We start from the raw sequence: 26,754 nt of genomic DNA, 5'->3' as shown, positions 1-26,754 counted from the left end.
TGCCTGCCTGGTTAAAAATGCCTGACTTTAGTAGTAAAAATCGTCGTAACGGTTAACCGGAATTGCGCGAAACACCCTGTCGCAATCGAGGTTGATACTGAACCCGGGCGGCACTTCAAACTCATCTTCCTGTGTTATTCCGAGCGATTCGTCGGCGTAAACCTTCTCCATGAACATGGCGAATATGGGTAATGCCATGTTGGCTCCCTGTCCCATGCTAATATTGTTGAACCTGATGCCACGGTCCTCCCCCCCCGTCCATGTCCCGGCAACAAGCTGCGGAACGATCCCGATGAACCAGCCGTCGGAAAAACGCTGGGTGGTGCCGGTCTTGCCTGCCATATCGCCGCTGAACCCGTACCTGAACCTCAGCCTGCGGCCGGTGCCTTCATCGACGACGGACTGGAGAAGGTTGATCATAAGGTAGGCCGCCTCCTCCGATATGGCCTCCTCAACACGGGGCTGGAATTCGGCTATCACATTACCATGCCGGTCTTCTATGCGCGTTACCATGACCGGGAAATTATATATACCCTGGTTTGCATAGGTGGAAAACGCAGAGACCATTTCGTAAAGTGTGATGTCTGATGTACCCATGAACACCGACTGCACCGGGTCAATTGGACTGTGGACGCCCATCTTCCTGGCCACATCAATGACCGCCGGAGGGTTGAACCGTTTCATAAGCCAGGCAGATATCTGGTTTACTGAATTTGCCAGCCCCCATTTCAAAGTGACCATCTGCCCGTCATAATCAGTTGGCCCTGAATTCCTTGGAGTCCATACCGAGTCATTCACCACGAATGACTGGGGTATGTTGGGAACCATTTCACAGGGCTCGTGCCCCTCCTGCATGGCCAGTGTATAGAGGAACGGTTTGAATATCGAGCCGACCTGGTTCCTGCCAAGACTTACATGGTCATACTTGAAATGGGTATAATCGGGACCACCCACATATGCTCTTATATTGCCGCTGGAAGGGTCCATTGCCATAAAACCCGAACGGAGGAATTTTTTGTAATACCAGATGGAATCGAGAGGCGTCATTATGGTATCTATCTCCCCTTCCCATGAAAATACGCTCATCCTTGCAGGCGTATTGAATATTTTCAGGATTGAATCGTGCGGAATTCCGGCCCATCTGAGCTTTTCATACCTCTCTGTACGCCGCATGGTTCGTTCAATGTTCTGCTCAACCTGCTCATCAGTAAGGTCGTCGGAGAATGGATTCCTGGCGTAACTCCGGCGGATCATATCAAAATCATTTTGCAGGTCTTTTCCAAGGTGCTCTTCAAGCGCCTCCTCTGCATAACGCTGCATACGCGAATCAATGGTTGTAAAGATCCGCAGTCCGTCACGGTAGAGGTTATAATTGGTGCCGTCAGGCTTGTAGTTCTTGTTTACCCAGCCGTAAAGCGGGTTGTTGGCCCATTCAATCGAATCCATCCTGAACCTGTCATAAAAAAGGTAGCTCTCGCGCCTGGGCTCATTTGCCCTAAGGATGGTTCGCAGCCTCTCCCTGAAATGACGTGCCGGGCCCACAGTATGGTCCTGCACCAGGTAATTCAGCTGTATCGGCAACGCCGCAAGTGAATCAAACTCGCTGGTGGAAATGAAATCGTACCGGTGAAGTTGCCTTAGAACCACATTGCGACGATTGAGAGCGCGTTCGGGGTTGCGGACCGGACTGTACCAGGTGGGCGCCTTGAGAACCCCTATCAGCAGGGCAGCCTCTTCAACCATAAGCGAGTCGGGCGTCGTATTGAAAAAGGTGCGGGCGGCTGTTTTGATGCCGTAGGAATGGCTTCCGAAGTCAACGGTGTTGAGGTACATTACGATGATCTCATCCTTGGTATAGTTCCTCTCCAGCTTGACGGCAGTAACCCACTCTTTGAACTTGGTAATACCCAGGTTTACCTTTCTGCTTATCCCGAAGCGGTATGATGTGGTATCGCGGGGGAACAGGTTCTTTGCCAGCTGCTGTGTAATGGTGCTTCCGCCTCCGGCATCCTGCCTGAGCAGAATTGATTTTATCCCCACCCGTGCAAGTCCACGCGCATCGACCCCGGCATGCCTGCGGAACCTGATATCCTCAGTGGCAAGAAGCGAATTCACAATATTCTCCGACAATTCGTCAAATTCGACATAGATCCGGTTCTGCAGATAGTAGCTGCCAAGCAGCTCCCCGTCGGCCGAAAAGACCTGTGAGGCTATATTGTTCTGCGGATTCTCCAGATCCTCGAACGTGGGCATGAACCCCATTTTGCCGGTGGCAATAAGGGTGAATATTGTTACCAGCGTAATAAAAGGCACCAGGAAAAATCCCCAGAGCACCGCAAGGTAAAGCTTGAACCTTTTTCTACCGGTTTTGTTCTTATCTTGTTTTTCCATATTATCTGTGGCAACTTTGATCCACTGCCGCCGGCCGCGGGTTAAGCGGCCTTTGGATAATGTTGTATATATCCGTAAAGCGACAAAAATAGTAAATAATATTCACTAAAATTTTGACGTTACAAAGCCAAATGCTTTACTTTGTGCGTTTTTATTATGTTTTTCTAAGTGTAACAAAATGGCAGCCAATCTGGTAATAGTTGAATCACCCGCGAAGGCGAAAACCATAGAGAAGTTTTTGGGAAAAGATTTCACGGTAAAGTCGAGTTTCGGACACATACGGGATCTTTCCAAAAAAAACTTCGGTATTGATATTGAAAACGGATTCGAACCCCAATACATTATATCCGAAGAAAAAAAGAAAGTGGTTGCCGATCTCCGGCAAAGCGCAGCCAGGGCAAATACGGTATGGCTCGCATCTGACGAGGACAGGGAAGGTGAAGCTATAGCCTGGCACCTTATGGAGGTATTGGGACTGAAACCTGAGAAGGTAAAGCGAATAGTATTCCACGAAATAACAAAAGAAGCCATCCTAAAAGCCATCGAAAATCCCAGGCCGGTAAAAATGGAGCTTGTAAATGCACAGCAGGCCAGGAGAGTGCTGGACCGGCTGGTAGGCTTCGAGCTTTCTCCCGTGTTGTGGAAAAAGATTAAGCCGGCTCTCTCGGCAGGGAGAGTGCAGTCGGTGGCCGTTCGCCTGCTTGTGGAGCGCGAACGGGAGATCCTTGCCTTCAAACAATCATCCTCATACAGGATAACGGCCCTCTTTGAAGTTGCCGGAGCAGGAAAGGAGACCGCAAAATTCAAAGCCGAGCTGCCCAAAAGGTTCCGTACCAGGAACGAGGCGCTGGGTTTCCTGGAGAAGTGCAGGGGGGCTTCCTATACCATAACCGATATAACCACAAAGCCTTTAAAGAAATCTCCTGCACCACCCTTTACAACCTCCACGCTCCAGCAGGAGGCCGGAAGGAAGCTGGGCTTTTCGGTTTCGCAGACCATGACGCTGGCACAAAGGCTTTACGAGGCAGGAAAGATAACCTATATGAGGACCGACTCGGTCAACCTGTCAGCCTCTGCCCTGGCATCAGCTGCAAGGGTCATTAAATCAGAGTACGGGGAAAAATATCTCAAAACACGCAACTTTAAGACAAAAACACGGGGAGCCCAGGAGGCACACGAGGCTATCAGGCCCACCTACCTTGAAAACAGGACAGAGGGCAGCAACACTGCTGAGCAGAGGCTGTACGAGCTGATCTGGAAAAGAACAGTGGCGTCGCAGATGAGCGAAGCTCAGTTTGAAAAGACAAACGTAACAATAGACATATCAACCACGACAGATAATTTTGCAGCAAGTGGAGAGGTGCTTAAATTTGACGGGTTCCTGAAAGTGTATGTTGAGTCGGCCGACGACGAGAAGGAAGAGAACGGGGCTTCATTGCTGCCGCCCCTGACTAAGGGCGACAAACCCAAAGCCCTTGAGATAACAGCTACCGAACGTTTCACACAGCATCCGCCAAGGTACACTGAAGCAAGCCTCGTCCGAAAGCTCGAGGAACTGGGCATCGGTCGCCCCTCAACCTATGCACCCACCATATCGACCATTCAGAACAGGGGGTATGTGGTAAAGGAGGACAGGCCCGGCAGAGAACGCAGCTATAACGTAATAAATATGGATTCCGCCGGCAACATTGATCAGCAGAAACGCACAGAGACGGCAGGCAGGGAGAAGGCCAAGCTTTTCCCGAATGATATAGGAATGGTGGTGAACGATTTCCTTGTCGACAACTTTAAGGACATTCTCGATTATAATTTTACCGCTACGGTTGAGGAGGAGTTTGACCATATAGCAGAGGGAAAACTCTCATGGCCTGAGATGATCGGCAGATTTTACGACCCGTTCCACAAAAAGGTGGAACACACCCTTGAAACTACCGGCAGGAGGCAGGGTGAGCGTCTGCTGGGAGTTGATCCGCAAAGCGGCAAGAACGTTTATGTCAAGATCGGCCGTTTCGGCCCGATGGCCCAGATCGGAGAAACAGACAACGACGAAAAACCAAGATTTGCTTCACTTCGCAAGGAGCAGAGGCTGGAAACCATCACCCTTGAGGAGGCGCTTGAATTGTTTGCGCTTCCGCGGAAGCTGGGCGAATACGAAGATAAGGAGGTTGTCGCAGGCATCGGACGCTTCGGTCCCTATATCAGGCATGACAATAAGTTCGTATCCCTTAAAAAGGATGTTGACAGTCCCTGGTCTGTTGATATTGAAAGGGCGGTCGAGCTTATTGAAGAGAAGAGAAAGGCTGACCGCGAGAAGATAATAAAGATCTTTGACGAGCCTGAAGGCCTGTCAATCCTGAACGGGAGGTGGGGCCCTTATATTTCCTACGAAAAGAAGAACTACCGTATTCCCAAAAACATTGACCCGGCCGGCCTTGACAGTGAGGCTTGTATGGAGATTATTAAGGACCAGAAGGATAAGGGCGCAAAAAAGAAAAAAAAATAAACTGAGATGAAACTGGCCGATTATTTTGATCCCGTCGCCGAACTGGAAGACTACAGGCTTGGCGAAAGCAGCGTTTTCGGAACCGGCATACAGGCAAACAGGCCCGGGGGAAAATTCCCCGGATGGGAGAAAGCTGATATAGCGATAATTGGCATTTCCGAATACCGCGGCAGTCACCGCGACAACTGCAGCCAGGCTGCTGACCGGGCAAGGGAGTGCCTCTACAACCTCTCCAGGCCATCTGAAAATATGAAGATAGCCGACCTGGGAAACCTCAGGTCAGGCAAGACCCATAATGACAGCCTCGTGGCAATTGCAGACATCGCCACAGCACTTACAGCAGAAAATACCATTCCACTGCTTATCGGGGGATCATCCGACATAGCTGCAGCACTGTTCAGGGCATTCGAGAAGAACAAAAGGGTGACCAACCTTACCTCGGTCGACAGCCGGCCCGGCATGGCATCCGACCATTTTCCCGACGCACCTCCCGTTCAGTCCTGGCTGGCCGGTATAATATCGTCAAAATCGAAGTACCTGTTCAACTACACCAGCATAGGGTACCAGTCCTACTTCACCGGCACCCTGGAGAAAAGGCTTCTGGATGATATGATGTTCGACGGGATGCGACTGGGACTGGTACGGGAGAACCTGAAAGAGGCCGAGCCGGTGATCCGCGACACCGACCTGATGGTGATGAGCATGTCGGCAGTCCGCCAGGCCGATGCTCCCGCCGCACTGTTCCCTTCACCAAACGGGTTCCATGGCGAGGAGATCTGCCAGCTTGCCTGGTATGCCGGTAAAAGCGAAAGGCTCTCGGCCATGGCAATAACGAACTGGTTCGGAGGCTACGACGTAAGAGACCATACCGCACGGCAGGCAGCACAGATGGCCTGGTATTTCGCAGACGGATTTTACAGGAGGGATGGCGAATACCCGTTCACCCCCTCGGCCGACTGCACCAAATTCATTGTCAACCTTACCGATACCGGCAACGAAATAGTATTTTACAAAAGTAACAAAAGCGACCGGTGGTGGATGGAGGTGCCCTCGTCAAAACTTCCCAAAAGCCTGATGGTTGCCTGCTCATACGAAGATTACCAGCGGGCCTGCCACCAGGAAGTGCCCGAAAGGTGGTGGCAGAACTTCAGGAAAGTTAACCACTGAACCGGCCGCACCTTCATCAGTGCGGTCCATATAAACAGGAATACAGAAAGCCAGGATACGCAAATGATTCGCAACCGGGACCCCGGCTAAAAACCCTTTTTGTAAAAATATTCTCATTTTTTGCACCCTAAAGGAAACTTTATCCGGATCACTTCAGTATAAGTACCAACATTCAGAAATGCCGGACCATGTTAATTATTTGTGTGAAATAGTTTTTTTTATTTTCTTTACAATCAACATTTAAAAAACTTAACATTTTTTTAACAGAGGCATCCGGCAGGTATGAAGCGAATTTTTGGTCTGATCATTTTCATTGTGACGGTATTCCCGGGCAACGCCCAACAGGATCCGCAGTTCAGCCAAAGTATGTATAATATTATGATGTTCAATCCCGGATATGTAGGCAGCAAGAATGCGATCTGTGCAACAGCGGTCAACCGGCAGCAGTGGGTTGGATTCGAGGGTGCGCCGGTTTCATCGCTATTCACTGTCAATTCGCCTTTCAGGCTTTTCGGGGCCGACCACGGGGCTGGGCTTCATATATTGAACGATGAGGCAGGTTTTGAGACCAACCTCAGCATCAACGCCTCCTACGCTTTCAGGATGAATCTCGGCAACGGCAAGCTGGGCATAGGCTTTGGATTAGGGGTAATTAATTCATCGCTGGACGCGGACTGGTTTGTGCCGGCCGGCGAAGATTTCACCACCCCTTCGGCCGACCCTTCAATACCCGCAGGAAACGAGACAGTACTGACAGTTGACTTTTCAGGTGGACTGTTCTATTATGACGGCGATCTTTACGTTGGCATCTCATCAACACACATAAACGAGCCGGCTGTTGAGTATACCCAGAGCGCCCGTCCGTTCAGGAGCAGGCATTATTACCTTACCGCAGGGTACCGCCTGCCGATGAAAAACCCCTCAGTCAGCGCACTACCGGCCGTTCTTCTGCAGACCGACGGAGCAATTGCCCAGCTTAACATAGGGGCCATAATTGACTACAACAGCAGGCTTTGGGGCGGCCTTTTTTACCGTCATGGCGCTGCAATAGTCGGAATAGCAGGGGTCGAGCTGTTCAATGGCATAAACATAGGTTATTCATACGATTTCTCAACAACAGCAATAATGAGACACAACAAGGGTTCTCATGAATTTATGCTGAGATACTGTTTCGACCTTGACATGGACAGGACACCGCAACGGTACAGAAGCATAAGAATTTTGTAGAAAATGATAAATTAATGTTGGATAATTAAAAAAAAAAGAGAAATTTGCATAAGATGAGCTTTATGACCATTTCCTAAATAGTTAAAGGCGAAAAGGTTCGTTAGCAAGCCAATTCAGTATGCGAATAATATAATAAGTAAATATAAGTAAGATGAAGCGATTCTTTTTTCTATTAGTTCTTGCCGCGGTAATATTTAAAGGGTGCGGCAGAGCCCCGAGCGGAGAGCTCGTAGGGGTCCAGGACAGGCAGAGATGGCACGAACCCGATCCCTATGGGATGGTCTTCATACCACAGGGGCATTTTATGATGGGGCCGAACGATGAAGACGTCATGTTCTCACAGAATGCCTTCTCAAGGACCATATCGGTAGATGCATTCTGGATGGACGAAACCGAGATCACGAACAATAAGTACCGTCAGTTTGTCTATTATGTAAGGGACTCTATGATGAGAAGAATGCTTGGTGATTACGGTTTTGACGACTTCCTGATAATGGAGGATGAGCTGGGTAATGAGATAGACCCTCCCAGGCTTAACTGGCGTCCCCGTATAGATATGAGGGACCCCGAAGTTGTTGAGGCGCTGGAGGAGATGTACTATCCTGAGCAGGAGCGTTTCTACAGGAGAAAAGAGATCGACACAAGGAAACTGATCTATGAGTATTTCTGGGTTGACTACCAGCAGGCTGCCCGCAGGTCTAACCGCTGGAACCCTGAAACACAGCAATACGAGGGAGTTATATACAATCAGCTTGGAGAAGAGGTCCCTATAGTCGACCGTTCATCCTTCGTGCTGCGCGACCAGGTAAATGTATACCCCGACACCCTGGTCTGGATTCACGACTTTACATATTCATACAACGAACCAATGGCCAACATGTATTTCTGGCATCCCTCATACGACAACTATCCTGTTGTTGGTGTAACCTGGAAACAGGCGCAGGCTTTCAGCATCTGGCGCACAAATTATCTAAACGAACATCTGTTGCGGAGGGGACAGGGTTTTGTACAGAACTACAGGCTCCCCCTCGAATCTGAGTGGGAATATGCTGCCCGCGGAGGAATTCCCCTGTCAATGTACCCATGGGGAGGTCCCTACACCAGGAACATGGAGGGGTGCTTCCTTGCCAACTTCAAGCCTATGCGCGGCAACTACACCGATGACGGCTGGCTCTATACTGCACCGGTTGCCTCATTCGAGCCCAACGACTACGGGCTTTACGACATGGCGGGTAACGTTGCCGAATGGACAGAAAATGCCTATGACGAATCATTTTATACATTTTCGCACGACATGAATCCCAATTATACATATAACGCCCTTCCGCAGGATCCGCCGGCAATGAAAAGGAAGGTGATCAGGGGAGGTTCCTGGAAGGATGTGGCATATTACCTGCAGGTAAGCACACGCACCTACGAGTACCAGGACACTGCCAAATCATATATAGGGTTCAGGAATGTGCGTTCATACCTCGGGCATTCGAGATAAAAGGTCCGGGAAACTGACATAATAAATATTATTTTTGTAGGTACCCTGATAATAAAACATAAAGATCCAAGTTGATAAAATGAGCCATGTAACAGTTTCCAAAAAATTTTTAATAATTGCATGGCAAGTTACATGTGGTAGTAACTAATTTAAAATTAAACCAGATGAAATTTTCTGAATTAATTCACAGCTCGGGATGGAAAGCCTTCATGGCAAAGATGTATGGTATTGGTGCCTCCGTGGTTATTCTGGGAGCGCTCTTCAAGATCCAGCACTGGCCCGGAGCGGGCGTAATGCTTACAGTCGGCCTCGGGGCTGAAGCCATGATATTTTTCCTGTCAGCTTTCGAGCCACTGCACGAAGAGGTGGACTGGACCCTTGTCTATCCCGAACTCGCCGGAATGAGCGAAGATCCCGATGAACTTGATGCTATTCCCCAGAGAAGGGGAAGAGCTGCTGAAGGTTATTCCGGAGGTGGCGGCGGAAGTACTGCTGCACTTGCAAAGTTTGACCAGATGCTGGAGAGCGCCCAGATCACACCCGACCTGTTTGAAAGGCTGGGGCAGGGATTGAAGAACCTGAACACTACCACGGCAAAGCTGTCGGACATATCCGATGCCACGATGGCAACCAATGAGTATGTGTCGAATGTGAAGAATGCTGCCATTTCGGTCAATACCCTTACCGAATCTCTCGACGATTCCTCCCGCAACCTGAAAGGAAAGGTTGACATCCTTTCAGATGCCTATCAGAAAAATTCAGATCTGATCGAGAACTCAACAACCCAGCTCGTGAGTTCCTATGACCTGCTGAAAGAGTCGATCAATACCGAGCACACAACAATAATGGAGGGGAACAAGACGATAGGCGAAAAGCTCGGAGCCATAAACAAGAACCTGTCCGCCCTGAACGCGGTGTATGAGTTGCAGCTCCAGAATAATAACGACCACCTTAAGGATTCGCAAAAACTCTACACTGATTTCGGCAAGATAACCGACAACCTGCAGTCGTCGGTAGAGGAGACTGAAAAATACAAGGAAGAGATAGGCAAGCTTAGCCAGAACCTGGCAGACCTCAATTCAGTTTACGGTAACATGCTGTCGGCAATGAGCGTTGTGAGCAGAAAAAAGTAACCAAAAACCCTAAACAATCACCGTTATGGCAGGTGGAAAAGAAACCCCGAGACAGAAACTGATAGGTATGATGTACCTGGTGCTTATGGCAATGCTGGCACTGAATGTATCAGTTGAAGTCCTTGATGCCTTTGTTGTTGTTGATGAGGGACTTACCAAGACCACCGAGAACTTCACCCAGCAAAATGAGGCTATATACCGCGAGTTTGCCCGGCGCATGGCTGAAAACCCGGTGCGTGTAAGACCATGGAAAGAGCAGGCTGACGAGGTTAAGGAAAGGGCAGATGCACTCTTTAGTGAGATCCAGGACCTTAAGCATCAGATAGTTTTCAGGGCCGAGGGGACCAACACCGATGCAATCGATGATGACGGCAGGATAATAGGAGCAAATATAAGGGCCAAGGAGAATACCAATCCCCCGGCCCAGGTAATGCTGTTTCCAGAGGGTAATATGGTGGCCACGCAACTCAAGAATTCGATAGCCGGTTTCAGGGAATTTCTGACTGGTATAGCCGACCCGAGAGATGAAGGCATAATCCAGGCGATTGAAACAAGCCTTGACACATCCGATCCCCCTGCCAGGGAAGGGGCAACAGTGAGCTGGGAAAGACACCACTTCTATTATATGCCGACAATAGCAGCAATTACCCTCATGTCAAAAATGCAGGCCGATGTAAGGAATGCCGAGGCCGACATGATTACTTACCTGCTTAACCAGGTGGATGCGGGGTCATTCATGTTCAACGCTCTTGAAGCCACAGTTATACCCCGGTCCAACTACGTGTTCAGGGGCGACGATTTTGAGGCAAGCGTATTCATTGCAGCCTTCGATACCACCCAGGCCCCGGAAATTCTTGTTGGCCAGTACCGGGAGATTGAGCTTGAGGACGGATCGATCGATTATGAGATCGTTGGACGGGCCGACACCCTTCCTGTTGAACAGGGCAAGGGCATATACCGCACCAGGCCGGCCACACTGGGTGATCAGCGGTGGGGGGGACTAATACGGCTGCGCGCACCTGACGGGTCATTCATCAGCAGGCCGTTCGAAAGCGAATATACCGTTGCCGAGTCCCATCTTATCGTATCGCCAACAGCAATGAACGTGTTCTATACAGCTATTGACAACCCGGTTGAGATCTCGGTTCCCGGACTGGGCGCTGATCAGATAACGGCATCCATCAACAACGGAACACTGAGGAGAGTCCGCGGAAGCGAATACGTTGTAGTGCCCGCCCGAACAGGAACCGCACAGGTGAGCGTAACTGCAACCATCGACGGGGTGACCAGGAGTATGGGGTCAAGGAACTTCCGTGTGAGGTCGGTTCCCCCGCCGGTCGCCACGGTGGCCGGGCAGGAAAGGGGTGTAATTGCCCGTGGTGTGCTTCTGGCACAAACCGGGGTGCTGGCCGAGATGAGGGACTTCGACTTTGACCTCACCTACACGGTGACAAGGTTTACCGTCTCAACAACAATAGGGGGCTTCCTGAGGGAAGAGCCATCCACCAGTAACCGTATAACCGATGCCCAGAGGGAGCTGATACGTTCAGCTTCAAGGGGCTCAAGGATATTCTTTGACGGCATCAGGGCCGTTGGCCCGGGCGGTGAAGAGAGGCCGTTGCCTACGATCAGTTTCACCCTTGATTAACAGAATATTAAACACAACCGATAAATCAGTGCAATGAAGAAGCTAGTTATAGTATTATTGATCGGAGCAGGGATTTTCATGCCGGGAAGCTTTAAGCTCGACGCCCAGGACCTGACTCTCGGAAGCATCTATGAAAAGGAGAATGTACCCTACCGCAGGCCTGTACCGCTGCCGTTCCTAAGAGAGGCCGATGTGGTATGGTCTAAGATGATTTGGAGGATGGTAGATCTGCGCGAAAAGGTTAACCACCCGCTGTACTTCCCGACCGAACCCTTCGGTCCGCGAATGAGCCTTATAGACGTGCTTATGACCGGATTAGAAAATGAGGAGATCACTGCCTACACCGACGAGCAGTTCCAGGTACCCCGTGAACTTGAGGATGTTCAAAGGTTGTTGGGGGCCGAAGATGAGCTCCGGACAGTTGTCGATGTGGATACCGGCGAAGAGATAGTAGTCGAGATCGAGGGTGAGGTACGTACCGATGAGGTTTTCAGATATCTTATCCTGGAACAATGGTACTTTGACAGGCAGCATTCCCGTTTCGATTCCAGGATAATAGGCCTCTGCCCTATACGTGTTTTCCAGAGAAGGACTGAGGACGGCGAACTTACCGACGAACAGATCATGTCTGATGTATTCTGGGTCTATTACCCTGAGATTCGCGAGCTGCTTGCCCGCCACGAGGTATTTTTCGGGAACAACGACCTGGCCAGCCTCTCCTTCGACGACCTGTTCCTTCAAAGGCGCTTCTCCGGTTTCATCTACAGGGAATCAAATGTCTACGACAACAGGAGGATAGAGGACTACACCATGGGAAGGGACGCTCTTTATGAAGCTGCCCGCATCCACAACATGATATTCGATTTTGAACAGGATCTTTGGGAATACTAGGACATTCCCACATATAAAAAATCCGGGTTTATACCCGGATTTTTTTTTATAACTCGTGTGCCTTAGCTACAGGTATTCCTCCCCTTTCTCTATTTTGACATCATTCACAAAGTGCTTTATCCTCTGCTCATCCTCCTTCCTGCAAACAAGGAGTATATTGCCCGACTCCACAACAATAAAATCATCCAGCCCGTGCAGCACAACGATCTTGTCGTCGGGAAAATTGATTATTGAATTCCTTACGTCGTAGGCAAATACATTTTTACCCTTTAGCATGTTCCCGTTTACATCATGGCCGGAGTGTTCATAAAGAGATCCCCAGGTACCGAGGTCAGACCAGCCAAAATCAGAGTAAAAAACATAGACATCCTCAGCCTTCTCCATAATGCCATAGTCGACCGAAATATTCGTGCATACCGAATAGATATCAGTAACGTATTTCTCCTCTTCAGGTTTACCGTAAACACTCATATCGGCAGCAAAAAGGGCATCCATCTCGGGCAGATGTTTTGCGAATGCTTCCATAACAGCTTTGAGCGACCATATAAAGATGCCCGAGTTCCAGTAAAACTCTCCACTCTCGTAAAAAACCCTGGCAAGCTCAATATCGGGCTTCTCGGTAAATGTCTTTACCTTTTTGAAATTGCCGGGCCGGCCGGGTATATCCTTCATTGTAGCCTGTATATAGCCATAGCCCGTCTCCGGCCTGTTTGGCTTGATGCCCAGGGTGAGCAGGATCTTCTCCGAAGATGCGGCTTCCAGCGCCTTCCTGATCTCGGCAAGGAACACATCCTGTTTTAGAATAAGATGATCGGCAGGTGAAACAACAACAACAGCATCCGGATTCATCCGGCTTATCCTGTAATTAGCATAGGCAATACATGGTGCGGTATTTTTCCGCATAGGCTCGAGAAGCACCTGCCCGGGTTTGATATCAGGCAACTGCTCGAACACAAAATCCCTGTAACTTATATTAGTAACTATAATGATATTCTCGGGCAGGAATATTTCCCTGAAACGGTCATACGTTGATTGCAGGAGAGTTCTTCCGGTTCCCAGTATATCAAGAAACTGTTTTGGTTTGGAAATCTTGCTCAACGGCCAGAATCTGCTACCGATCCCTCCGGCCATGATAACACAATAATGATTTTTATCCATTACAAAAAGATTAATTCAACTATTTAACCGGTCCGCAAGACCGGAAAAAAGACACCCTGTTAAAGGGTACGGCAAAATTAGCAAAAACCGCATTAAAACGGTCAATTATATTGCCGTTCTTCGTCAAACATGCCGGATGGCCGGAAGTCATTATGCATATTGTCCAAATAATACTATTTTTGCAAAGTTCAGTGGCCCGTACATTTTTCCGATAACGGGTCCGTGTCCGCAACCCTCATTTACTTGCCCATGAACCTCCTGGAGCACATCGGGAAGTACACCCTTCTGGTCAAAAGGTCTTTCAGCCGGCCTGAAAGCCATAAAGTATACTACAGGCGGCTGGTTGCCGAAATGGAACTGCTGGGCATCAACTCCACTGGTATTGTAGCGATCATCTCCTTTTTCATGGGGGCGGTCATAACAATACAAACAGCTTACAATACGGAGAGCCCGCTCTTTCCCTCCTACCTGATCGGACTGGCGGCCAGGGATGCAATCATCCTGGAGTTTTCAAGCACAATAGTTGCACTTATCCTGGCAGGGAAGGTGGGATCCAACATCGCCAGCGAGATCGGCACCATGAGGGTTACCGAACAGATCGATGCACTCGAGATAATGGGGGTCAACTCAGCTGCATATCTCATCCTTCCCAAGATAATCGCACTTATGATCCTGGCTCCGTTCCTGTCAATGCTCAGTATGGTCGTGGGCATTTTCGGAGGCTGGATAGCAGGCACCGCAGCCGGTGTCGTCACCACTCCCGATTACATATATGGAATTCAGTACGTTTTTATCCCCTACTATATAACCTATTCGCTAATCAAGTCGGTCGTGTTCGCATTCATAATCACCACCGTTTCCTCCTACCACGGCTACTACACCCGCGGAGGCGCCCTGGAAGTTGGTCGCTCCAGCACCCTTGCCGTGGTTCACAGCAGCGTGGTTATTTTGTTGTTCAACCTAATTCTCACCCAGCTTCTTCTCTCATGATCGAAGTCCGGCATATCAACAAGTCATTCGACGGCCAGCAAGTGCTCAATGATATCTCTGTCTCCTTCGAGCAGGGAAAGACAAACCTTATCATCGGCAGGAGCGGTTCGGGCAAAACTGTCCTGCTGAAATGCATTGTCGGACTCCTGGAGGCAGACAGCGGCGACATCTTATACAGCGGCCAGTGCTTCACCTCAATGACCCGCAATGAGAAACAGAAGATCAGGCAGCGGTTCGGGATGCTTTTCCAGGGGGCTGCACTTTTTGATTCACTTAACGTGGAAGAGAACGTCCGCTTCAAGCTTGATATGTTCACCACCATGACCCCAAAGGAGAAGAGAGAAAGGGTGGATTTCTGCCTCCGCAGGGTTAACCTCGAAGGCAAAAACCGGCTTTACCCCTCCGAGCTCAGCGGCGGTATGAAGAAACGTGTTGCCATCGCCCGTGCCATCGTGTTGAACCCCCGGTATCTCTTTTGTGATGAGCCTAATAGCGGACTCGATCCGCAGACTGCCATCATGATCGACAAGCTTATCAGCGAAATTACCAAAGAATTCAACATGACCACCCTGGTAAACACCCACGACCTCAATTCGGTGATGGAAATAGGCGAAAAGGTGGTCTATATTCATGAAGGCAACCTCTGGTGGGAAGGCACAAGGGAGGAGATACTGGAAACAGATAATTCCAAACTGAACGATTTTGTCTTTGCCACCAGGATTGTCAAACAGCTGAAGAAGCTTGACGACATCTGATGCTATGGCCGGGCCCCGGATTTTCCTGATTACAGGTAGCAAAGGCGGGGGAAAGAGCAGCTTCGCCTCCGCACTTGCAAAAATCCTTGACGGCAGGAATTGCAAAACTGGCGGATTTATTGCCCCAGGCAGCGTGGAAGGCGGAATTCGTTCCGGCTTCAGCCTGGCACATCCTGACGGCAGCATCATCATGCATCTGGCAACCAGGACCACATCCTCACGTACCGGCACCGGGCCGGCCGACGGCAGCATCAACATTCCTCCGACTGAAGGCACCACATCCTCACGTACCGGCACCGGGCCGGCCGACGGCAGCATCAACACTCTCCCGACAGACGGCAACGCCTCTTCAAGTACTGGCAACCAAGTAACTGCCGGCAGCTTCGCATTCAATCCCGAAGCCATCCGGAAAGGCCATACAATAATCCGCAAGGCTGTAACAGAGAAATGCGATGTCATATTCCTTGATGAGGTGGGAGCAGCCGAAATGGAAGGAAAAATATGGGCTGAAGCTCTCAGCAGCCTGCTCGACAGTCACACCGGCATCACCGTGCTTGTAACCTCGCGCAAAAACCTGACCTCAGTAATAAAGCACTGGGACCTGGCGCCGGCCGGCATTTTTGATATTGATCATGTCACCCCTGTGAAGGCTGCCGAAGCAGTTATCAGTAATTTAAAACCAACCGGCGGTTATGGCAAAGGCTGAAGCAAGGCAGACATCAGTTACAGGGATCCCGATTGAGGGGATATGGCTCAAAGCCGCTGTAAGCGGGGGACTTTGGGCATCGGTTGAGATCATCCTGGGCAGCTTCCTGCACAACATGCGTGTTCCCATGGCCGGGTCCATACTCGCATCGTTCGGTATAGTACTGATGATTGCCTTCTACCAGGTATGGCCGGAGCGGGGACTGATATGGAGGGCGGGACTCATCTGTGCTCTCATGAAGTCGCTGTCTCCCAGCGCAGTGATACTGGGCCCGATGACGGGCATCATGCTGGAAGCGCTCCTGCTGGAGGCGGGAATTGCCCTTATCGGGAAAAACATTGCCGGTTATATGGCGGCAGGAGCACTTGCACTTTTCAGCGCACTGCTACATAAGCTCTTCAGCCTTTTGCTCCTTTATGGCCTGAACATTCTCACCATCTATCTCAACCTTTTCCATTTCGCCTCGCGTCAGGTCAATATCCAGGAGGCAAACCCCTGGCAACTGATCACAGCCGTAGGAGTTTTTTATCTCCTTTTCGGGGCCCTCGCCGCACTGGCAGGGTACTTTGTCGGACGCCGGGCAGCCGGTGCAGCACAAGCGAAACACCCCGGAACAGCTCAGGCCGGAATGAAGCAACCCGGAACAGCTCAACCCGAACCGGTAAATCCCCGAACAGCTCATGACGAACCGGCAGGTCCAGGAACAGCTCAACCCGAACCGGCACACCATACAGTCCCGTTACCGGTCAGCCAGTGCAAGGCAATCCCTCCTCCGGCCAACCCGGCAAAGCTCCGGCGGGATGCCCCACCGGCTATATTCACTCCTTCGTCAACCAGGTTTTCCCTTCCCCTTTTCATACTCCACACGGTTGCGATACCGGGGGGACTTCTACTGGTGAATTTCTCGCACCGTACGGTGGCCTACCCGCTGATTGCAGCCTACAGCATCTTCTGCCTGCTCAGGTACAAAACCATCATCAAAAGATTCAAAAAGCCCCTGTTCTGGTTCCAGCTTCTGGTGATAATCCTGCTGGCCTCGGTGTTTCTGGACGGCTTCGACCGGGAGAGTGCCACAATGAACTGGGCAGGTGTGCTCAACGGCATCGACATGAACATAAGGGCTATCCTGGTTGTGACAGGCTTTTCAGCTCTCAGCACCGAGCTGAGGAACCCGCTGATAACAGCCTTCCTGGTCAGGAAAGGGTTCAGGCAACTATATATGGCAATCTCCCTGGCGTTTGGAGCACTGCCTGCAATGATGGAAGAGATATCACGCCCTGGCCGGTTCTTCACCAGCCCATTCTCCTCTCTCAGGGAGATGGTTGCAAAAGCTCCCCTATGGCTGGAAAATATGGGGGAAAACAGTAACCGCCATTAGCGGAATTGAATAATCAGACTTTTTCGGGCGACTGCCGAACCGGCTTCTCCATGCCGGCAGGCATTTTTGATCAACCTGTCACGAAAATCAGCCCGGGCAAAGAAAAGTTAGCCGCTATTTCGTATTTTAGCAGTCAGTTGAAACCTGCTAATATTCCAACATAAAACATCAACCATGATCAGATCAACCCTCCTTACCGCACTGGTCCTACTTTTTATTGCAATCCCTGTCAGAGGAAACGGATTAACGCCCGAAAGGCTGCTTTGCGAGAACCTCGAAAACCCGATGGTAATCGACGTTGCCAATCCCCGGCTGTCGTGGATGAACACCCCCGCAGAAGGGGAGCGTGGACAAAAACAGACGGCCTGGGAAATCCGTGTTGCAGGCTCAAGGGAGCAACTGCTTGAAGGGAGGGCTGACTTGTGGAACAGCGGCAAGGTGGAATCCTCCCGGTCGTTCAATATCCCCTATGAAGGCAGGCCCCTTCGTTCGCGTCAGGACTGCTGGTGGCAGGTGAGGGTATGGGATGCCAACGGCGAGGTTTCGCCATGGTCAGAGCCGGCCTCCTGGAGCATGGGCCTCCTGGATGAAGCAGAGTGGGAGGCAACATGGATCGGCGCCCCGTGGCAGGGTGAGGAACCCCTTCCCCGACCCCCATGGCCGGGCAGGTTCTATTTTTATGACAACCCCGAGGAGTCAGAAGAGCTGCCCCCTCCTGCCCCGATGCTCAGGAAAGAATTCCCGGTAACCAAAGAGGTGGCTTCGGCACGCGCATATGTAACCGGACTCGGCTTCTTTGAATTCTACCTTAACGGAAGCAAGGTGGGCAACGACGTGCTGGTCCCCAACGTTACCCTTTACGACGAACGTGATGATCTCGGTCCCATCGGGGTGATGCTGGAAGACACCTTCAGGGAGTACAGGGTGATGTACCTCGCCTACGACATAACAGAACACCTGCAAACGGGGGAGAACGCAGCCGGGGCAATGCTGGGCAACGGGTTCTACAACCCCGCAAACTACTGGTCGGGCGGCTACGGAACGCCCCGTTTCATCGGGCAGATTCACATAACATACACAGACGGCACAGAAGATATCATAGTCACCGATACAACCTGGAAAGCGGCAAAAGGGCCCGTGGTGATGGACCTGCTCTATGACGGCGAGCACTATGACGCGCGCCTTGAACAGCCGGGATGGAGCAGCCCCGGTTTCAATGATACACACTGGGAATATGCGGCTGCCAGGAGGACTCCCAGGGGCCATATGAAGGCCCATATGTCGCCCACCGACAAGGTGATGGAGGTGCTCAGGCCAAAAGAGATCACACGCCTGGGTGACGGCCGTTACCGCATTGATTTCGGCGAGGAGATATCAGGCTGGCTCAACCTGCAGGATGTTACCGGCCCCGAAGGACACACGATAGAGATCAACTACATAAGCGAATCGATGATGGGCGACAACACATGGACCCTGAAGGGCGGCGGGCCGGAATCCTATGTGCCCCGTTTTACCTGGTTCGTATTCAGGGAGGTGGAGATCAAAAACTGGCCCGGGGAGCTAAGCGAGGGACAGGTAACTGCCGAAGCCGTCTATTCAGATGTAGAGACCACCGGCGAGTTTGAAACCTCAAATCCGCTGTTCAATACCATAAATCAGATCTGGTGGAGGTCGCAGACCGACAACATGCACGGCGGGATAGTGAGCGACTGCCCCCACCGCGAACGTAACCCCTATAATGGTGACGGACAGGTGGCAGTAATCACCGTAATGCACAATTTCGATGCGAGGGCCTTCTACACCAAGTGGATCCAGGACATGCTCGGCTCACAGAACCCATATAACGGCTATGTTCCCAACTGCTCGCCCTGGCAGCCCGGCTGCGGCGGAGGTGTGGCCTGGGGAGCCTCGCTCATCATCATGCCATGGCACTACTACGTGCATTACGGCGATATCGACATGCTCTACAATAACTACCCCGGCATGAAGGGTTATATTGACTATATGCTTACGTGGACCGACCACGAAGGCATCATGCATTCGCAGGCTCCCGACCCTGATAACCCCAACAGATGGATCAATCTTGGGGACTGGGTGGCGCCGGATGAGCTGCCTCCCGACGAGATGGTACACACCTTCTACCTGTGGAAGTGCGCCGACCTTACTGCACGCACTGCAGAGGCTCTTGGCAACAGGGATGAGGCCCGGCACTACGCCACGCTTGCCGCACGAACACGCGATGCATTTCACAACAGGTTCTATGACAGCGAAAAGGGAACTTACGGGCCTTTCGGCGGAAACATCTTTGCACTTCACATGGGTGTGCCCGCCAACAGGTACGAGCGGGTTATAGCTGCACTGAAGGCAGATATTGAGGCGAACGACGGCCACCTCGATACCGGCATTTTCGGTACCCGTTTCTTTTTTGAGGTACTTTCAGAGAACGGCCTTCACGAGCTGGCATACGAGGCCATGAACAAGCGCACCTTCCCCTCCTACGGCTGGTGGATAGAGCAGGGCGCCACCACCACCTGGGAACGGTGGGACGGAGAGAACTCGCGCAACCATCCCATGTTCGGCGGGGGCATAACATGGTTCTACCGCACGCTGGCCGGCATGAGGGCCGATGAGCAGGATCCGGGATACCGGCATATCATCTTCAGGCCCGAACCTGCCGGCGACCTTGCCTGGGTTGCCTACTCAAACCTTACACCATACGGCAGGGCGGGCATAAGATGGGAAAAATCCGACAGCAGTTTCAAAATGGATGTTGAAGTGCCCGCGGGCAGCACCGCAACGGTTTATGTCCCACTCCACAATGAGGGCAATGTAACAGAAGCACTCGAAGACATTGATGCATCACCTCATATACGCTTTCTAAGGAATGAAAACGGATACAGGGTTTTTGAGGTGGATCAGGGCAGCTACAGTTTTGCCTCGCGATAACCTGATCAGCGGCCCGCAGTACCTGATAATTTATTTTTAATCCAGCTATAAATTATAGTGGCTGCAAATCAATATATTGGTATTTATATATTTCTATTTATGCATATGGCCTGCATGCCACAGTGCTGTTTTTTAAGTCTTTACCTAGCAGCTTAACATCGATAAGCAAAATACACCCGTTGTTCGGGAAAGTACGAATAGTAACTGAAAATTACTATTTTAGCGTTGTTTTCAGGAAAGCTAAATCTATTGGATACAGATGAAGAGCAGAAGGGAGTTTATCAGGATATCGGCACTGGGACTTGGTGGCTTTGCACTTGCGGGAGGAGCCGGCATGGCCCTGCGCACCGCCCTTAAAAACGGTATGCCCGAAGCTGCCGGACTCACCCCCGACCTCACCCGTACGCCTACCTACTGCGAAGTATGTTTCTGGAGGTGCGCAGGCTGGGTCTACAAAGACAGTGAAGGAAAACTGTGGAAGATCACCGGCAACGATGATGACCCCTTGTGCCACGGCCGGCTTTGTCCCCGCGGAACCGGGGGAGTCGGAATGTACTATGACGAGGACAGGCTCAGGACACCTCTGATGCGGACCGTGGAGAACGGAAAGCAGACCTACAGGGAAGCCTCATGGGAAGAGGCCCTTGACTATATTGCACGAAGGCTGAAAGAGATAGCAGCTGAGCACGGTCCCGAATGTATCGCACTGTTCACTCACGGATCCGGCGGCGAATATTTCAGCACCCTGCTGCAGGCAATGGGTTCGACCTCTGTTGCAGCGCCCTCATATTCGCAATGCAGGGGGCCCCGCGAAGTGGCCTTCATAACAACTTACGGACAGGGACTTGAATCACCGGAAATAACCGATATCCGCGATACCCGCTGCCTCGTACTGATAGGCTCACACCTGGGAGAGAACATGCATAATACCCAGGTCCAGGAGATGTCCGACGCCCTGGAAAAAGGAGCAACAATCATTACTGTCGACCCCCGCTTCTCGGTGGTCGCCGGCAAATCCAAATACTGGCTGCCAATCAAGCCGGCAACCGACCTTGCTCTTCTTCTTGCATGGACACATGTGATAATTGCAGAGGAGCTATACGACAAGGAGTATGTTGAACGTCACACCTACGGTTTTGAGCAACTCAGGGCCCACGTAAGAAACTTCACACCTGAGTGGGCCTACGGAATAACTACCATCGAGCCCGTTACCATCAGGCGTACCGCACGCGAAATGGCAGCAGCATCACCCGCCGTGATTATCCATCCCGGTCGCCATGTTACCTGGTACGGTGATGACACCCAGAGGCTCAGGGCAGTGGCAATACTGAACGCCCTGCTTGGAAGCTGGGGACGCAGGGGAGGATTCTTTATGCCCGACAGGGTGCAGGTGCCGCATTACCCAAGGCCGCCGTTTCCCGAACCCGCACGCACATGGAGGGAGGCATTCCCCGAAAGGTATCCGCTTGCCGACCTGGCCCTGGCCTCCGGAATCTGTGAAGCGTCAATACCCGGTGCAACACCCGAATGTAATTTCAAGGCATGGATAGTCAATGGCACCAACCTGCTGATGACCCTGCCTGATCAGGAACAGACCAAAGAGGCTCTCCGCAGCCTCGACCTGGTCGTGGTGGTAGATACCATGCCCGCCGAAATAACCGGTTGGGCAGATGTGGTGCTGCCGGAATGCACCTATCTCGAACGGTACGATATAATCAGGAACTCTCCTGCGCGGAATCCCAACATTGCCCTCAGGGCGCCGGCCACCGAGCCGCTGCACAACACCAAACCGGCCTACTGGATGGCCAAAGAGCTCGCCATACGTATGGGGTTCGGCGATTACTTTGCGTGGGAGAGCATTGAGGAGATGCTTGACTGGCAATTCAAAGAGCTCGGCACATCACTGGAAGAGATGATGCGCACAGGTGTAAAGAATTATCCCAGGAACTTCGACGACCTCTACTTTGCCGATGGCCAGGATATCGAATTCTATACAAACACCGGCAAGATCGAGCTCTGGTCCACCTCCATGGAGGCGGCAGGATTCGACCCGCTGCCGGTATATACACCTCACGAGGAGCCTCCTGAAGGTTATTACCGCCTCAACTACGGAAGGGCTCCCATGCACACATTTGCGCGCACCGCCAACAATCCCAACCTGGCCGACCTGATGGAAGAGAACGACCTGTGGGTCAACCCGGTCATTGCCAGGATGTGGGGACTCAACACCGGTGATTACGTCAGGCTACGCAACCAGGACGGCATAGACAGCACCTTCGCCATAAGGGTAAGGGTGACAGAAAGGATCAGGTGGGATTCGGTTTATATGGTGCATGGTTTCGGTCACGCCGATCGCAGGCTTAAAAGAGCCTATGGCCGCGGAATAAACGACACGGAGCTTATGAGCCGGGTGCACATCGACCCCATAATGGGTGGTACCGGTATGCGCGGTAATTTTGTAACCTTCATTTTGGATGATAAAGGGAAGGAGGCACGGTCATGAGATACGCTATGGTCATTGATACGAAAAAATGCGTGGGCTGCAGCGACTGCGTGGTGGCCTGCCAGACAGAGAACAAGGTGCCCATAGGCTATGCACGCGACTGGGTGGTGGAAGTTACCGAAGGCACCTATCCCCACCTGCAGATGGAGATACGCTCGGAACGGTGCAACCAGTGTGAGAACGCACCATGTGTACGATGCTGTCCCACCGGATCGAGCCACTACTCTACCGGAGGGATAGTGCTCGTCAAACCGCGGCGCTGTATCGGATGCGGTGCATGTATCACCTCCTGCCCCTACGATGCAAGGTTCCCGCACCCAAAGGGTCACGTCGACAAGTGCACGTTCTGCGATCACAGGATCAAAGAGGGCAACGGGCCGGCCTGCGTGGAGGTATGCCCCACGAAATGCATGTATTTCGGCAACCTGGATGACCCGGGAAGCGAAGTTTCAAAGCTGCTGAGGCAGAGAAGATATAAAACACTTATACCGGAAGCGGGCACGAAACCGCATCTCTATTTTCTGACATGATAAAACTGATGTACCGGATATGAGAGAAGAAGTGATAATCAGCGGGCGGATGAACCCCATGATCGACCCGCAACTGAACATATGGCACTGGCACATACCGCTGTACCTCTTTCTTGGGGGACTGGCAGCGGGCATCCTGTTCTTTGCCGCCCTCTATACCATCCAGGGCAAGGAAAAACTGTACCCTGCTGCCGTAAAGAGGGCGCCGTTCATCACCCCTTTCATACTGGTGATCGGACTGCTGGCGCTGCTGCTCGACCTGAACAACAAGCCCTATTTCTGGCAGCTCTACACCACACTGAGACTTGAATCACCCATGTCATGGGGAGCATGGACCCTAATGGTGGTAACGCCCATATCTTTCATCTGGTGTGCACTTAACATAAGGGAGATATTTCCTTCGTTCGACTGGAAATACGGTTGGCTCAAATGGCTCGAAACTTTCTTCATAAAATACAAAATCGCAATGTCCTGGGTGCTGCTGATCTTTTCGGTCATCCTCGGCATCTATACCGGAATTCTTTTCTCGGCATTCAACGCCAGGCCCCTCTGGAACACATCCATTCTCGGGCCACTGTTTCTTGCTTCCGGACTCTCGACGGGTGCGGCCTATATAATGCTGGTATCCCGCTCGCACGCAGAAAGAATAATGTTCTCAAAAATAGATATTGTCCTGATCGGCATAGAACTGTTCCTGATCATACACATGTTCATGGGCTTCCTGGCAAGCACGCAGGTGCAGATAGATGCAGCGAGCCTGTTTCTCGGCGGCCCATATACAGCCATTTTCTGGGTGTTTGTTGTGTTTCTCGGCATGATACTGCCGGCCATTCTTGAGGTTCTTGAGCTCAACAAATTCCGGGTGCCGGTGCTGGTACCGGGATTGCTGGTGCTTTTCGGGGGACTCATGTTCAGGTTCGTGATCGCTTACGCGGGACAGGCAAGCAGGTGGCTGTACTGAAGCTTTCAGCAACAGCCGGCGGTACAGCAAGCCGGGCCGGGCAAAAGCCATCGGCAAAGTAGCTGGCACACCCCGGAAACAGCAGGCAGATCATGCAGGCCGGGCCGGGCAAAAGCCATCGGCAAAGTAGCTGGCACACCCCGGAAACAGCAGGCAGATCATGCAGGCCGGGCCGGGCAAAAGCCATCGGCAAAGTAGCTGGCACACCCCGGAAACAGCAGGCAGATCATGCAGGCCGGGCCGGGCAAAAGCCATCGGCAAAGTAGCTGGCACACCCCGGAAACAGCAGGCAGATCATGCAGCCCTGACCGGCAAAACGAAAGCACTAAATGAAGCAACTATAATAGTAATAAAAAGTAACAGGCAGAAACATGGATAAAAAATATCTTAACCCGTATATCGGCGGGGTGCTGCTCGGACTGGTTCTGCTGGCGGCAAACTTCGTTTCGGGACGGGGACTTGGCGCCACGGGTGCCCTCCGCGACACCATAGCTACAGGTGTAAGGGCGGTTGCACCCTCCCACTACAATAATGCCGCCTATTACAGCGAAAATTATGCCATGCGCACGGAACGGCCGATGAACTCATGGCTGGTCTACCAGATGCTGGGCCTTATCACCGGGGGCTTTATATCGGGAATAATTGCCGGAAGGACAAAGCTGACTACAGAGCGCCCCTCCTGGGTCTCATCACGCCGGCGACTATTTTTTGCGCTTGCCGGGGGAATCCTTTTCGGCTACGGCTCGCAAATCGGCCGGGGCTGCACCTCAGGTTCGGCGTTGAGCGGGATGGCAGTGCTATCATTCGGGGGGTTTATCACCATGATGGCAATATTCGGAACAGCCTTTGCCCTGGCATGGTTCTTCAGGAAAAACTGGATATAAAAACGGCAATACCCTGCAGTCCGCCCTGGCATGCTTCATAAAACCACCGGCGGAAAAACCCGGGAAGTAACCCGGCGCTGCAATAAAGAAAAGCAGGAAAATGAATTTAAACTTAACAATAAGAAATCAATAACATGGGACCACTGATAGTATTTGAGGCAATAAGCCCTGCCACAAACCTGATGCTGGCCTTTTTCATCGGCATCGGTTTCGGGTTTGTGCTCGAGCAGAGCGGTTTTTCGTCAAGCCGCAAGCTGGCCGGAATGTTTTACGGTTATGATACCACCGTACTCAAGGTATTTTTCACGGCAGCGATAGTTGCGATGACCGGACTGCTGTTTTTCAGCCTTTTCGGATGGGTCGACCTCGATATGGTTTACGTTAACCCCACGTACCTCACCTCGGCAATAGCCGGGGGAGTTATCATGGGTGCCGGGTTCATCCTCGGCGGCTTCTGTCCGGGAACAAGCTTCTGCGCCGCCGCCATAGGGAAGATCGACGCGTTCGTCTTTATCGGGGGACTGTTTATAGGAATATTTATCTTTACCGAAGGCTACCCCCTTTGGGAAAGTTTTCACAATGCCGGTTTTATGGGGTCGCCACGCGTAAATGAAATGATCGGGCTGTCGCAGGGGGTGTTCGCATTTCTGCTCATACTGGCAGCCTTCGGCATGTTCTGGGCAGGCGAGTGGGCCGAAAAGAAATTTGCAGGCAACTACAGATCATGATTGGCAATTAATTATCACTATTATCAACACCGCCGGTAACAGATCCAGGAACAAATCCTGTAACCGGCACATAAAACATCATCATGCAAAAGATAAATCCAAGAATTCTGCTGGCGATAATACTGATACCAATGGGACTTATCATTGCGATGGTCCCGGAAGATATGACCGGCAGCCGCAAGGTCTCAACCGAACAGATCCTGCAGGAGATAGCATCCGGCAGCCAGTTCGTTTCACCCGATGAGATTGCAGGAATGATAGTTGAGAATAACCCGGTTCTTCAGCTCATTGATGTAAGAAGCAGCAACGAATTTGAAAACTTCAGCCTCCCGGGCGCGGTCAACATTCCCCTTACAGCCATACTGTCACCTGAATGGAGGGATATTCTCGACCAGGATGTGAAGATCAACGTATTTTACTCGAACGGTTCAGTACATGCCAACGAGGCATGGATACTGACACGCCAGCAGGGATACCTCAACAATTATGTGCTGCAGGGGGGACTTAACTACTGGATGGAGGCAATTGCTAATCCCGATCCGCCTTCCGACTTAAGTCCCGATGAAGAATTCGCCAGGTATGATTTCAGAAGGGCCGTTAACAGTGCACTCGGAGGCGAAGCAGTTGAACGCGCCGCAGAAGCGCCGCCACCACCAGCAATGCCTGCTATCAGGCCCCGGGAACGTACACCCGTGGTACAGGGAGGCTGCTGAAAATCGCACCGGTCAACGGACTGTTCCGGATCTCACCGGAAGTTGGCACGAAC

The 26,754-nt window shown here is 51.5% G+C and carries 21 protein-coding genes; 19 read left to right on the top strand and 2 right to left on the bottom strand.

Annotated features, from left to right (window positions below; translation table 11 throughout):
• Positions 1-27: 27 nt before the first annotated feature.
• Entirely contained in the window at positions 28-2,391 is a 2,364-nt protein-coding gene (locus tag EA408_07975) for a penicillin-binding protein (protein TVR71999.1), read from the bottom strand.
• A gap of 178 nt (positions 2,392-2,569) precedes the next feature.
• Between EA408_07975 and topA the strand changes: the two genes are divergently transcribed.
• From topA to gldN, 7 genes are all read left to right on the top strand, one after another.
• On the top strand, positions 2,570-4,894 hold the full coding sequence (gene topA / locus EA408_07970) for a type I DNA topoisomerase (GenBank protein TVR71998.1): 2,325 nt from the start codon (positions 2,570-2,572) through the stop codon (positions 4,892-4,894).
• Between the two features lie 6 nt (positions 4,895-4,900).
• Positions 4,901-6,061 carry a formiminoglutamase gene (locus EA408_07965; protein TVR71997.1) on the top strand — a complete coding sequence of 387 codons (1,161 nt, stop codon included), beginning with the start codon at positions 4,901-4,903 and terminating at the stop codon, positions 6,059-6,061.
• Positions 6,062-6,343: 282 nt separating this feature from the next.
• Complete coding sequence (locus EA408_07960; protein ID TVR71996.1) at positions 6,344-7,288, top strand: type IX secretion system membrane protein PorP/SprF; 945 nt, start codon at positions 6,344-6,346, stop codon at positions 7,286-7,288.
• Between the two features lie 151 nt (positions 7,289-7,439).
• The gene (locus EA408_07955) at positions 7,440-8,777 is read left to right on the top strand and encodes a gliding motility-associated lipoprotein (protein ID TVR71995.1); all 1,338 of its coding nucleotides are present in this window, start codon (positions 7,440-7,442) and stop codon (positions 8,775-8,777) included.
• A gap of 209 nt (positions 8,778-8,986) precedes the next feature.
• Complete coding sequence (gene gldL, locus EA408_07950) at positions 8,987-9,910, top strand: gliding motility protein GldL (GenBank protein ID TVR72022.1); 924 nt, start codon at positions 8,987-8,989, stop codon at positions 9,908-9,910.
• A 25-nt stretch (positions 9,911-9,935) separates the two neighbouring features.
• A complete protein-coding gene (gldM, locus tag EA408_07945) occupies positions 9,936-11,558 on the top strand; it encodes a gliding motility protein GldM (GenBank protein TVR71994.1) in 1,623 nt (540 codons plus the stop codon).
• A gap of 33 nt (positions 11,559-11,591) precedes the next feature.
• A complete protein-coding gene (gene gldN / locus EA408_07940; protein ID TVR71993.1) occupies positions 11,592-12,449 on the top strand; it encodes a gliding motility protein GldN in 858 nt (285 codons plus the stop codon).
• 66 nt (positions 12,450-12,515) lie between these two features.
• On the opposite strand, the gene EA408_07935 is transcribed toward gldN, so the two are convergent.
• Positions 12,516-13,607 (bottom strand): mannose-1-phosphate guanylyltransferase, encoded by a 1,092-nt coding sequence (locus tag EA408_07935; protein ID TVR71992.1) that lies wholly within the window; start codon positions 13,605-13,607, stop codon positions 12,516-12,518.
• A gap of 249 nt (positions 13,608-13,856) precedes the next feature.
• On the opposite strand from EA408_07935, the gene EA408_07930 reads away from it, so the two are divergent.
• The 12 genes from EA408_07930 to EA408_07875 all read left to right on the top strand — a co-directional run bounded on the left by EA408_07930 (position 13,857) and on the right by EA408_07875 (position 26,701).
• A complete protein-coding gene (locus EA408_07930) occupies positions 13,857-14,597 on the top strand; it encodes an ABC transporter permease (GenBank protein TVR71991.1) in 741 nt (246 codons plus the stop codon).
• Entirely contained in the window at positions 14,594-15,352 is a 759-nt protein-coding gene (locus tag EA408_07925) for an ATP-binding cassette domain-containing protein (GenBank protein ID TVR71990.1), read from the top strand. Before EA408_07930 ends, EA408_07925 begins: the two co-directional genes overlap by 4 nt.
• A 4-nt stretch (positions 15,353-15,356) precedes the next feature.
• Complete coding sequence (locus tag EA408_07920) at positions 15,357-16,058, top strand: hypothetical protein (protein ID TVR71989.1); 702 nt, start codon at positions 15,357-15,359, stop codon at positions 16,056-16,058.
• Positions 16,045-17,436 carry a hypothetical protein gene (locus EA408_07915; protein ID TVR71988.1) on the top strand — a complete coding sequence of 464 codons (1,392 nt, stop codon included), beginning with the start codon at positions 16,045-16,047 and terminating at the stop codon, positions 17,434-17,436. Before EA408_07920 ends, EA408_07915 begins: the two co-directional genes overlap by 14 nt.
• A gap of 174 nt (positions 17,437-17,610) precedes the next feature.
• A complete protein-coding gene (locus EA408_07910) occupies positions 17,611-20,382 on the top strand; it encodes a hypothetical protein (protein ID TVR71987.1) in 2,772 nt (923 codons plus the stop codon).
• A 259-nt stretch (positions 20,383-20,641) separates the two neighbouring features.
• The gene (locus EA408_07905; protein ID TVR71986.1) at positions 20,642-22,885 is read left to right on the top strand and encodes a nitrate reductase; all 2,244 of its coding nucleotides are present in this window, start codon (positions 20,642-20,644) and stop codon (positions 22,883-22,885) included.
• The gene (locus EA408_07900) at positions 22,882-23,415 is read left to right on the top strand and encodes a 4Fe-4S dicluster domain-containing protein (protein ID TVR71985.1); all 534 of its coding nucleotides are present in this window, start codon (positions 22,882-22,884) and stop codon (positions 23,413-23,415) included. The genes EA408_07905 and EA408_07900 overlap by 4 nt, the downstream gene beginning before the upstream one ends.
• 19 nt (positions 23,416-23,434) lie before the next feature.
• The gene (locus EA408_07895) at positions 23,435-24,376 is read left to right on the top strand and encodes a nitrite reductase (protein TVR71984.1); all 942 of its coding nucleotides are present in this window, start codon (positions 23,435-23,437) and stop codon (positions 24,374-24,376) included.
• A 160-nt stretch (positions 24,377-24,536) separates the two neighbouring features.
• Positions 24,537-24,755: a hypothetical protein gene (locus EA408_07890; GenBank protein ID TVR71983.1), complete on the top strand. Its 219-nt coding sequence runs from the start codon at positions 24,537-24,539 to the stop codon at positions 24,753-24,755.
• A complete protein-coding gene (locus EA408_07885) occupies positions 24,748-25,260 on the top strand; it encodes a hypothetical protein (protein TVR71982.1) in 513 nt (170 codons plus the stop codon). The genes EA408_07890 and EA408_07885 overlap by 8 nt, the downstream gene beginning before the upstream one ends.
• A 134-nt stretch (positions 25,261-25,394) precedes the next feature.
• Positions 25,395-25,988 (top strand): sulfurtransferase, encoded by a 594-nt coding sequence (locus EA408_07880; GenBank protein ID TVR71981.1) that lies wholly within the window; start codon positions 25,395-25,397, stop codon positions 25,986-25,988.
• An 83-nt stretch (positions 25,989-26,071) separates the two neighbouring features.
• On the top strand, positions 26,072-26,701 hold the full coding sequence (locus tag EA408_07875) for a rhodanese-like domain-containing protein (GenBank protein TVR71980.1): 630 nt from the start codon (positions 26,072-26,074) through the stop codon (positions 26,699-26,701).
• Positions 26,702-26,754 lie beyond the last annotated feature (53 nt).

It is taken from the genome of Marinilabiliales bacterium (assembly GCA_007695015.1).
In the GTDB taxonomy this organism is placed as follows: Bacteria; Bacteroidota; Bacteroidia; order Bacteroidales; family PUMT01; genus PXAP01.
This window is presented reverse-complemented; position numbering and strand designations above follow the sequence as displayed.

What these genes read in the sequence shown, in the direction of transcription:
- EA408_07975 (TVR71999.1), bottom strand. Translation starts at nt 2,391, where the DNA reads ATGGAAAAACAAGATAAGAACAAAACCGGTAGAAAAAGGTTCAAGCTT.
- topA (TVR71998.1), top strand. Translation starts at nt 2,570, where the DNA reads ATGGCAGCCAATCTGGTAATAGTTGAATCACCCGCGAAGGCGAAAACC.
- EA408_07965 (TVR71997.1), top strand. Translation starts at nt 4,901, where the DNA reads ATGAAACTGGCCGATTATTTTGATCCCGTCGCCGAACTGGAAGACTAC.
- EA408_07960 (TVR71996.1), top strand. Translation starts at nt 6,344, where the DNA reads ATGAAGCGAATTTTTGGTCTGATCATTTTCATTGTGACGGTATTCCCG.
- EA408_07955 (TVR71995.1), top strand. Translation starts at nt 7,440, where the DNA reads ATGAAGCGATTCTTTTTTCTATTAGTTCTTGCCGCGGTAATATTTAAA.
- gldL (TVR72022.1), top strand. Translation starts at nt 8,987, where the DNA reads ATGGCAAAGATGTATGGTATTGGTGCCTCCGTGGTTATTCTGGGAGCG.
- gldM (TVR71994.1), top strand. Translation starts at nt 9,936, where the DNA reads ATGGCAGGTGGAAAAGAAACCCCGAGACAGAAACTGATAGGTATGATG.
- gldN (TVR71993.1), top strand. Translation starts at nt 11,592, where the DNA reads ATGAAGAAGCTAGTTATAGTATTATTGATCGGAGCAGGGATTTTCATG.
- EA408_07935 (TVR71992.1), bottom strand. Translation starts at nt 13,607, where the DNA reads ATGGATAAAAATCATTATTGTGTTATCATGGCCGGAGGGATCGGTAGC.
- EA408_07930 (TVR71991.1), top strand. Translation starts at nt 13,857, where the DNA reads ATGAACCTCCTGGAGCACATCGGGAAGTACACCCTTCTGGTCAAAAGG.
- EA408_07925 (TVR71990.1), top strand. Translation starts at nt 14,594, where the DNA reads ATGATCGAAGTCCGGCATATCAACAAGTCATTCGACGGCCAGCAAGTG.
- EA408_07920 (TVR71989.1), top strand. Translation starts at nt 15,357, where the DNA reads ATGGCCGGGCCCCGGATTTTCCTGATTACAGGTAGCAAAGGCGGGGGA.
- EA408_07915 (TVR71988.1), top strand. Translation starts at nt 16,045, where the DNA reads ATGGCAAAGGCTGAAGCAAGGCAGACATCAGTTACAGGGATCCCGATT.
- EA408_07910 (TVR71987.1), top strand. Translation starts at nt 17,611, where the DNA reads ATGATCAGATCAACCCTCCTTACCGCACTGGTCCTACTTTTTATTGCA.
- EA408_07905 (TVR71986.1), top strand. Translation starts at nt 20,642, where the DNA reads ATGAAGAGCAGAAGGGAGTTTATCAGGATATCGGCACTGGGACTTGGT.
- EA408_07900 (TVR71985.1), top strand. Translation starts at nt 22,882, where the DNA reads ATGAGATACGCTATGGTCATTGATACGAAAAAATGCGTGGGCTGCAGC.
- EA408_07895 (TVR71984.1), top strand. Translation starts at nt 23,435, where the DNA reads ATGAGAGAAGAAGTGATAATCAGCGGGCGGATGAACCCCATGATCGAC.
- EA408_07890 (TVR71983.1), top strand. Translation starts at nt 24,537, where the DNA reads ATGCAGGCCGGGCCGGGCAAAAGCCATCGGCAAAGTAGCTGGCACACC.
- EA408_07885 (TVR71982.1), top strand. Translation starts at nt 24,748, where the DNA reads ATGGATAAAAAATATCTTAACCCGTATATCGGCGGGGTGCTGCTCGGA.
- EA408_07880 (TVR71981.1), top strand. Translation starts at nt 25,395, where the DNA reads ATGGGACCACTGATAGTATTTGAGGCAATAAGCCCTGCCACAAACCTG.
- EA408_07875 (TVR71980.1), top strand. Translation starts at nt 26,072, where the DNA reads ATGCAAAAGATAAATCCAAGAATTCTGCTGGCGATAATACTGATACCA.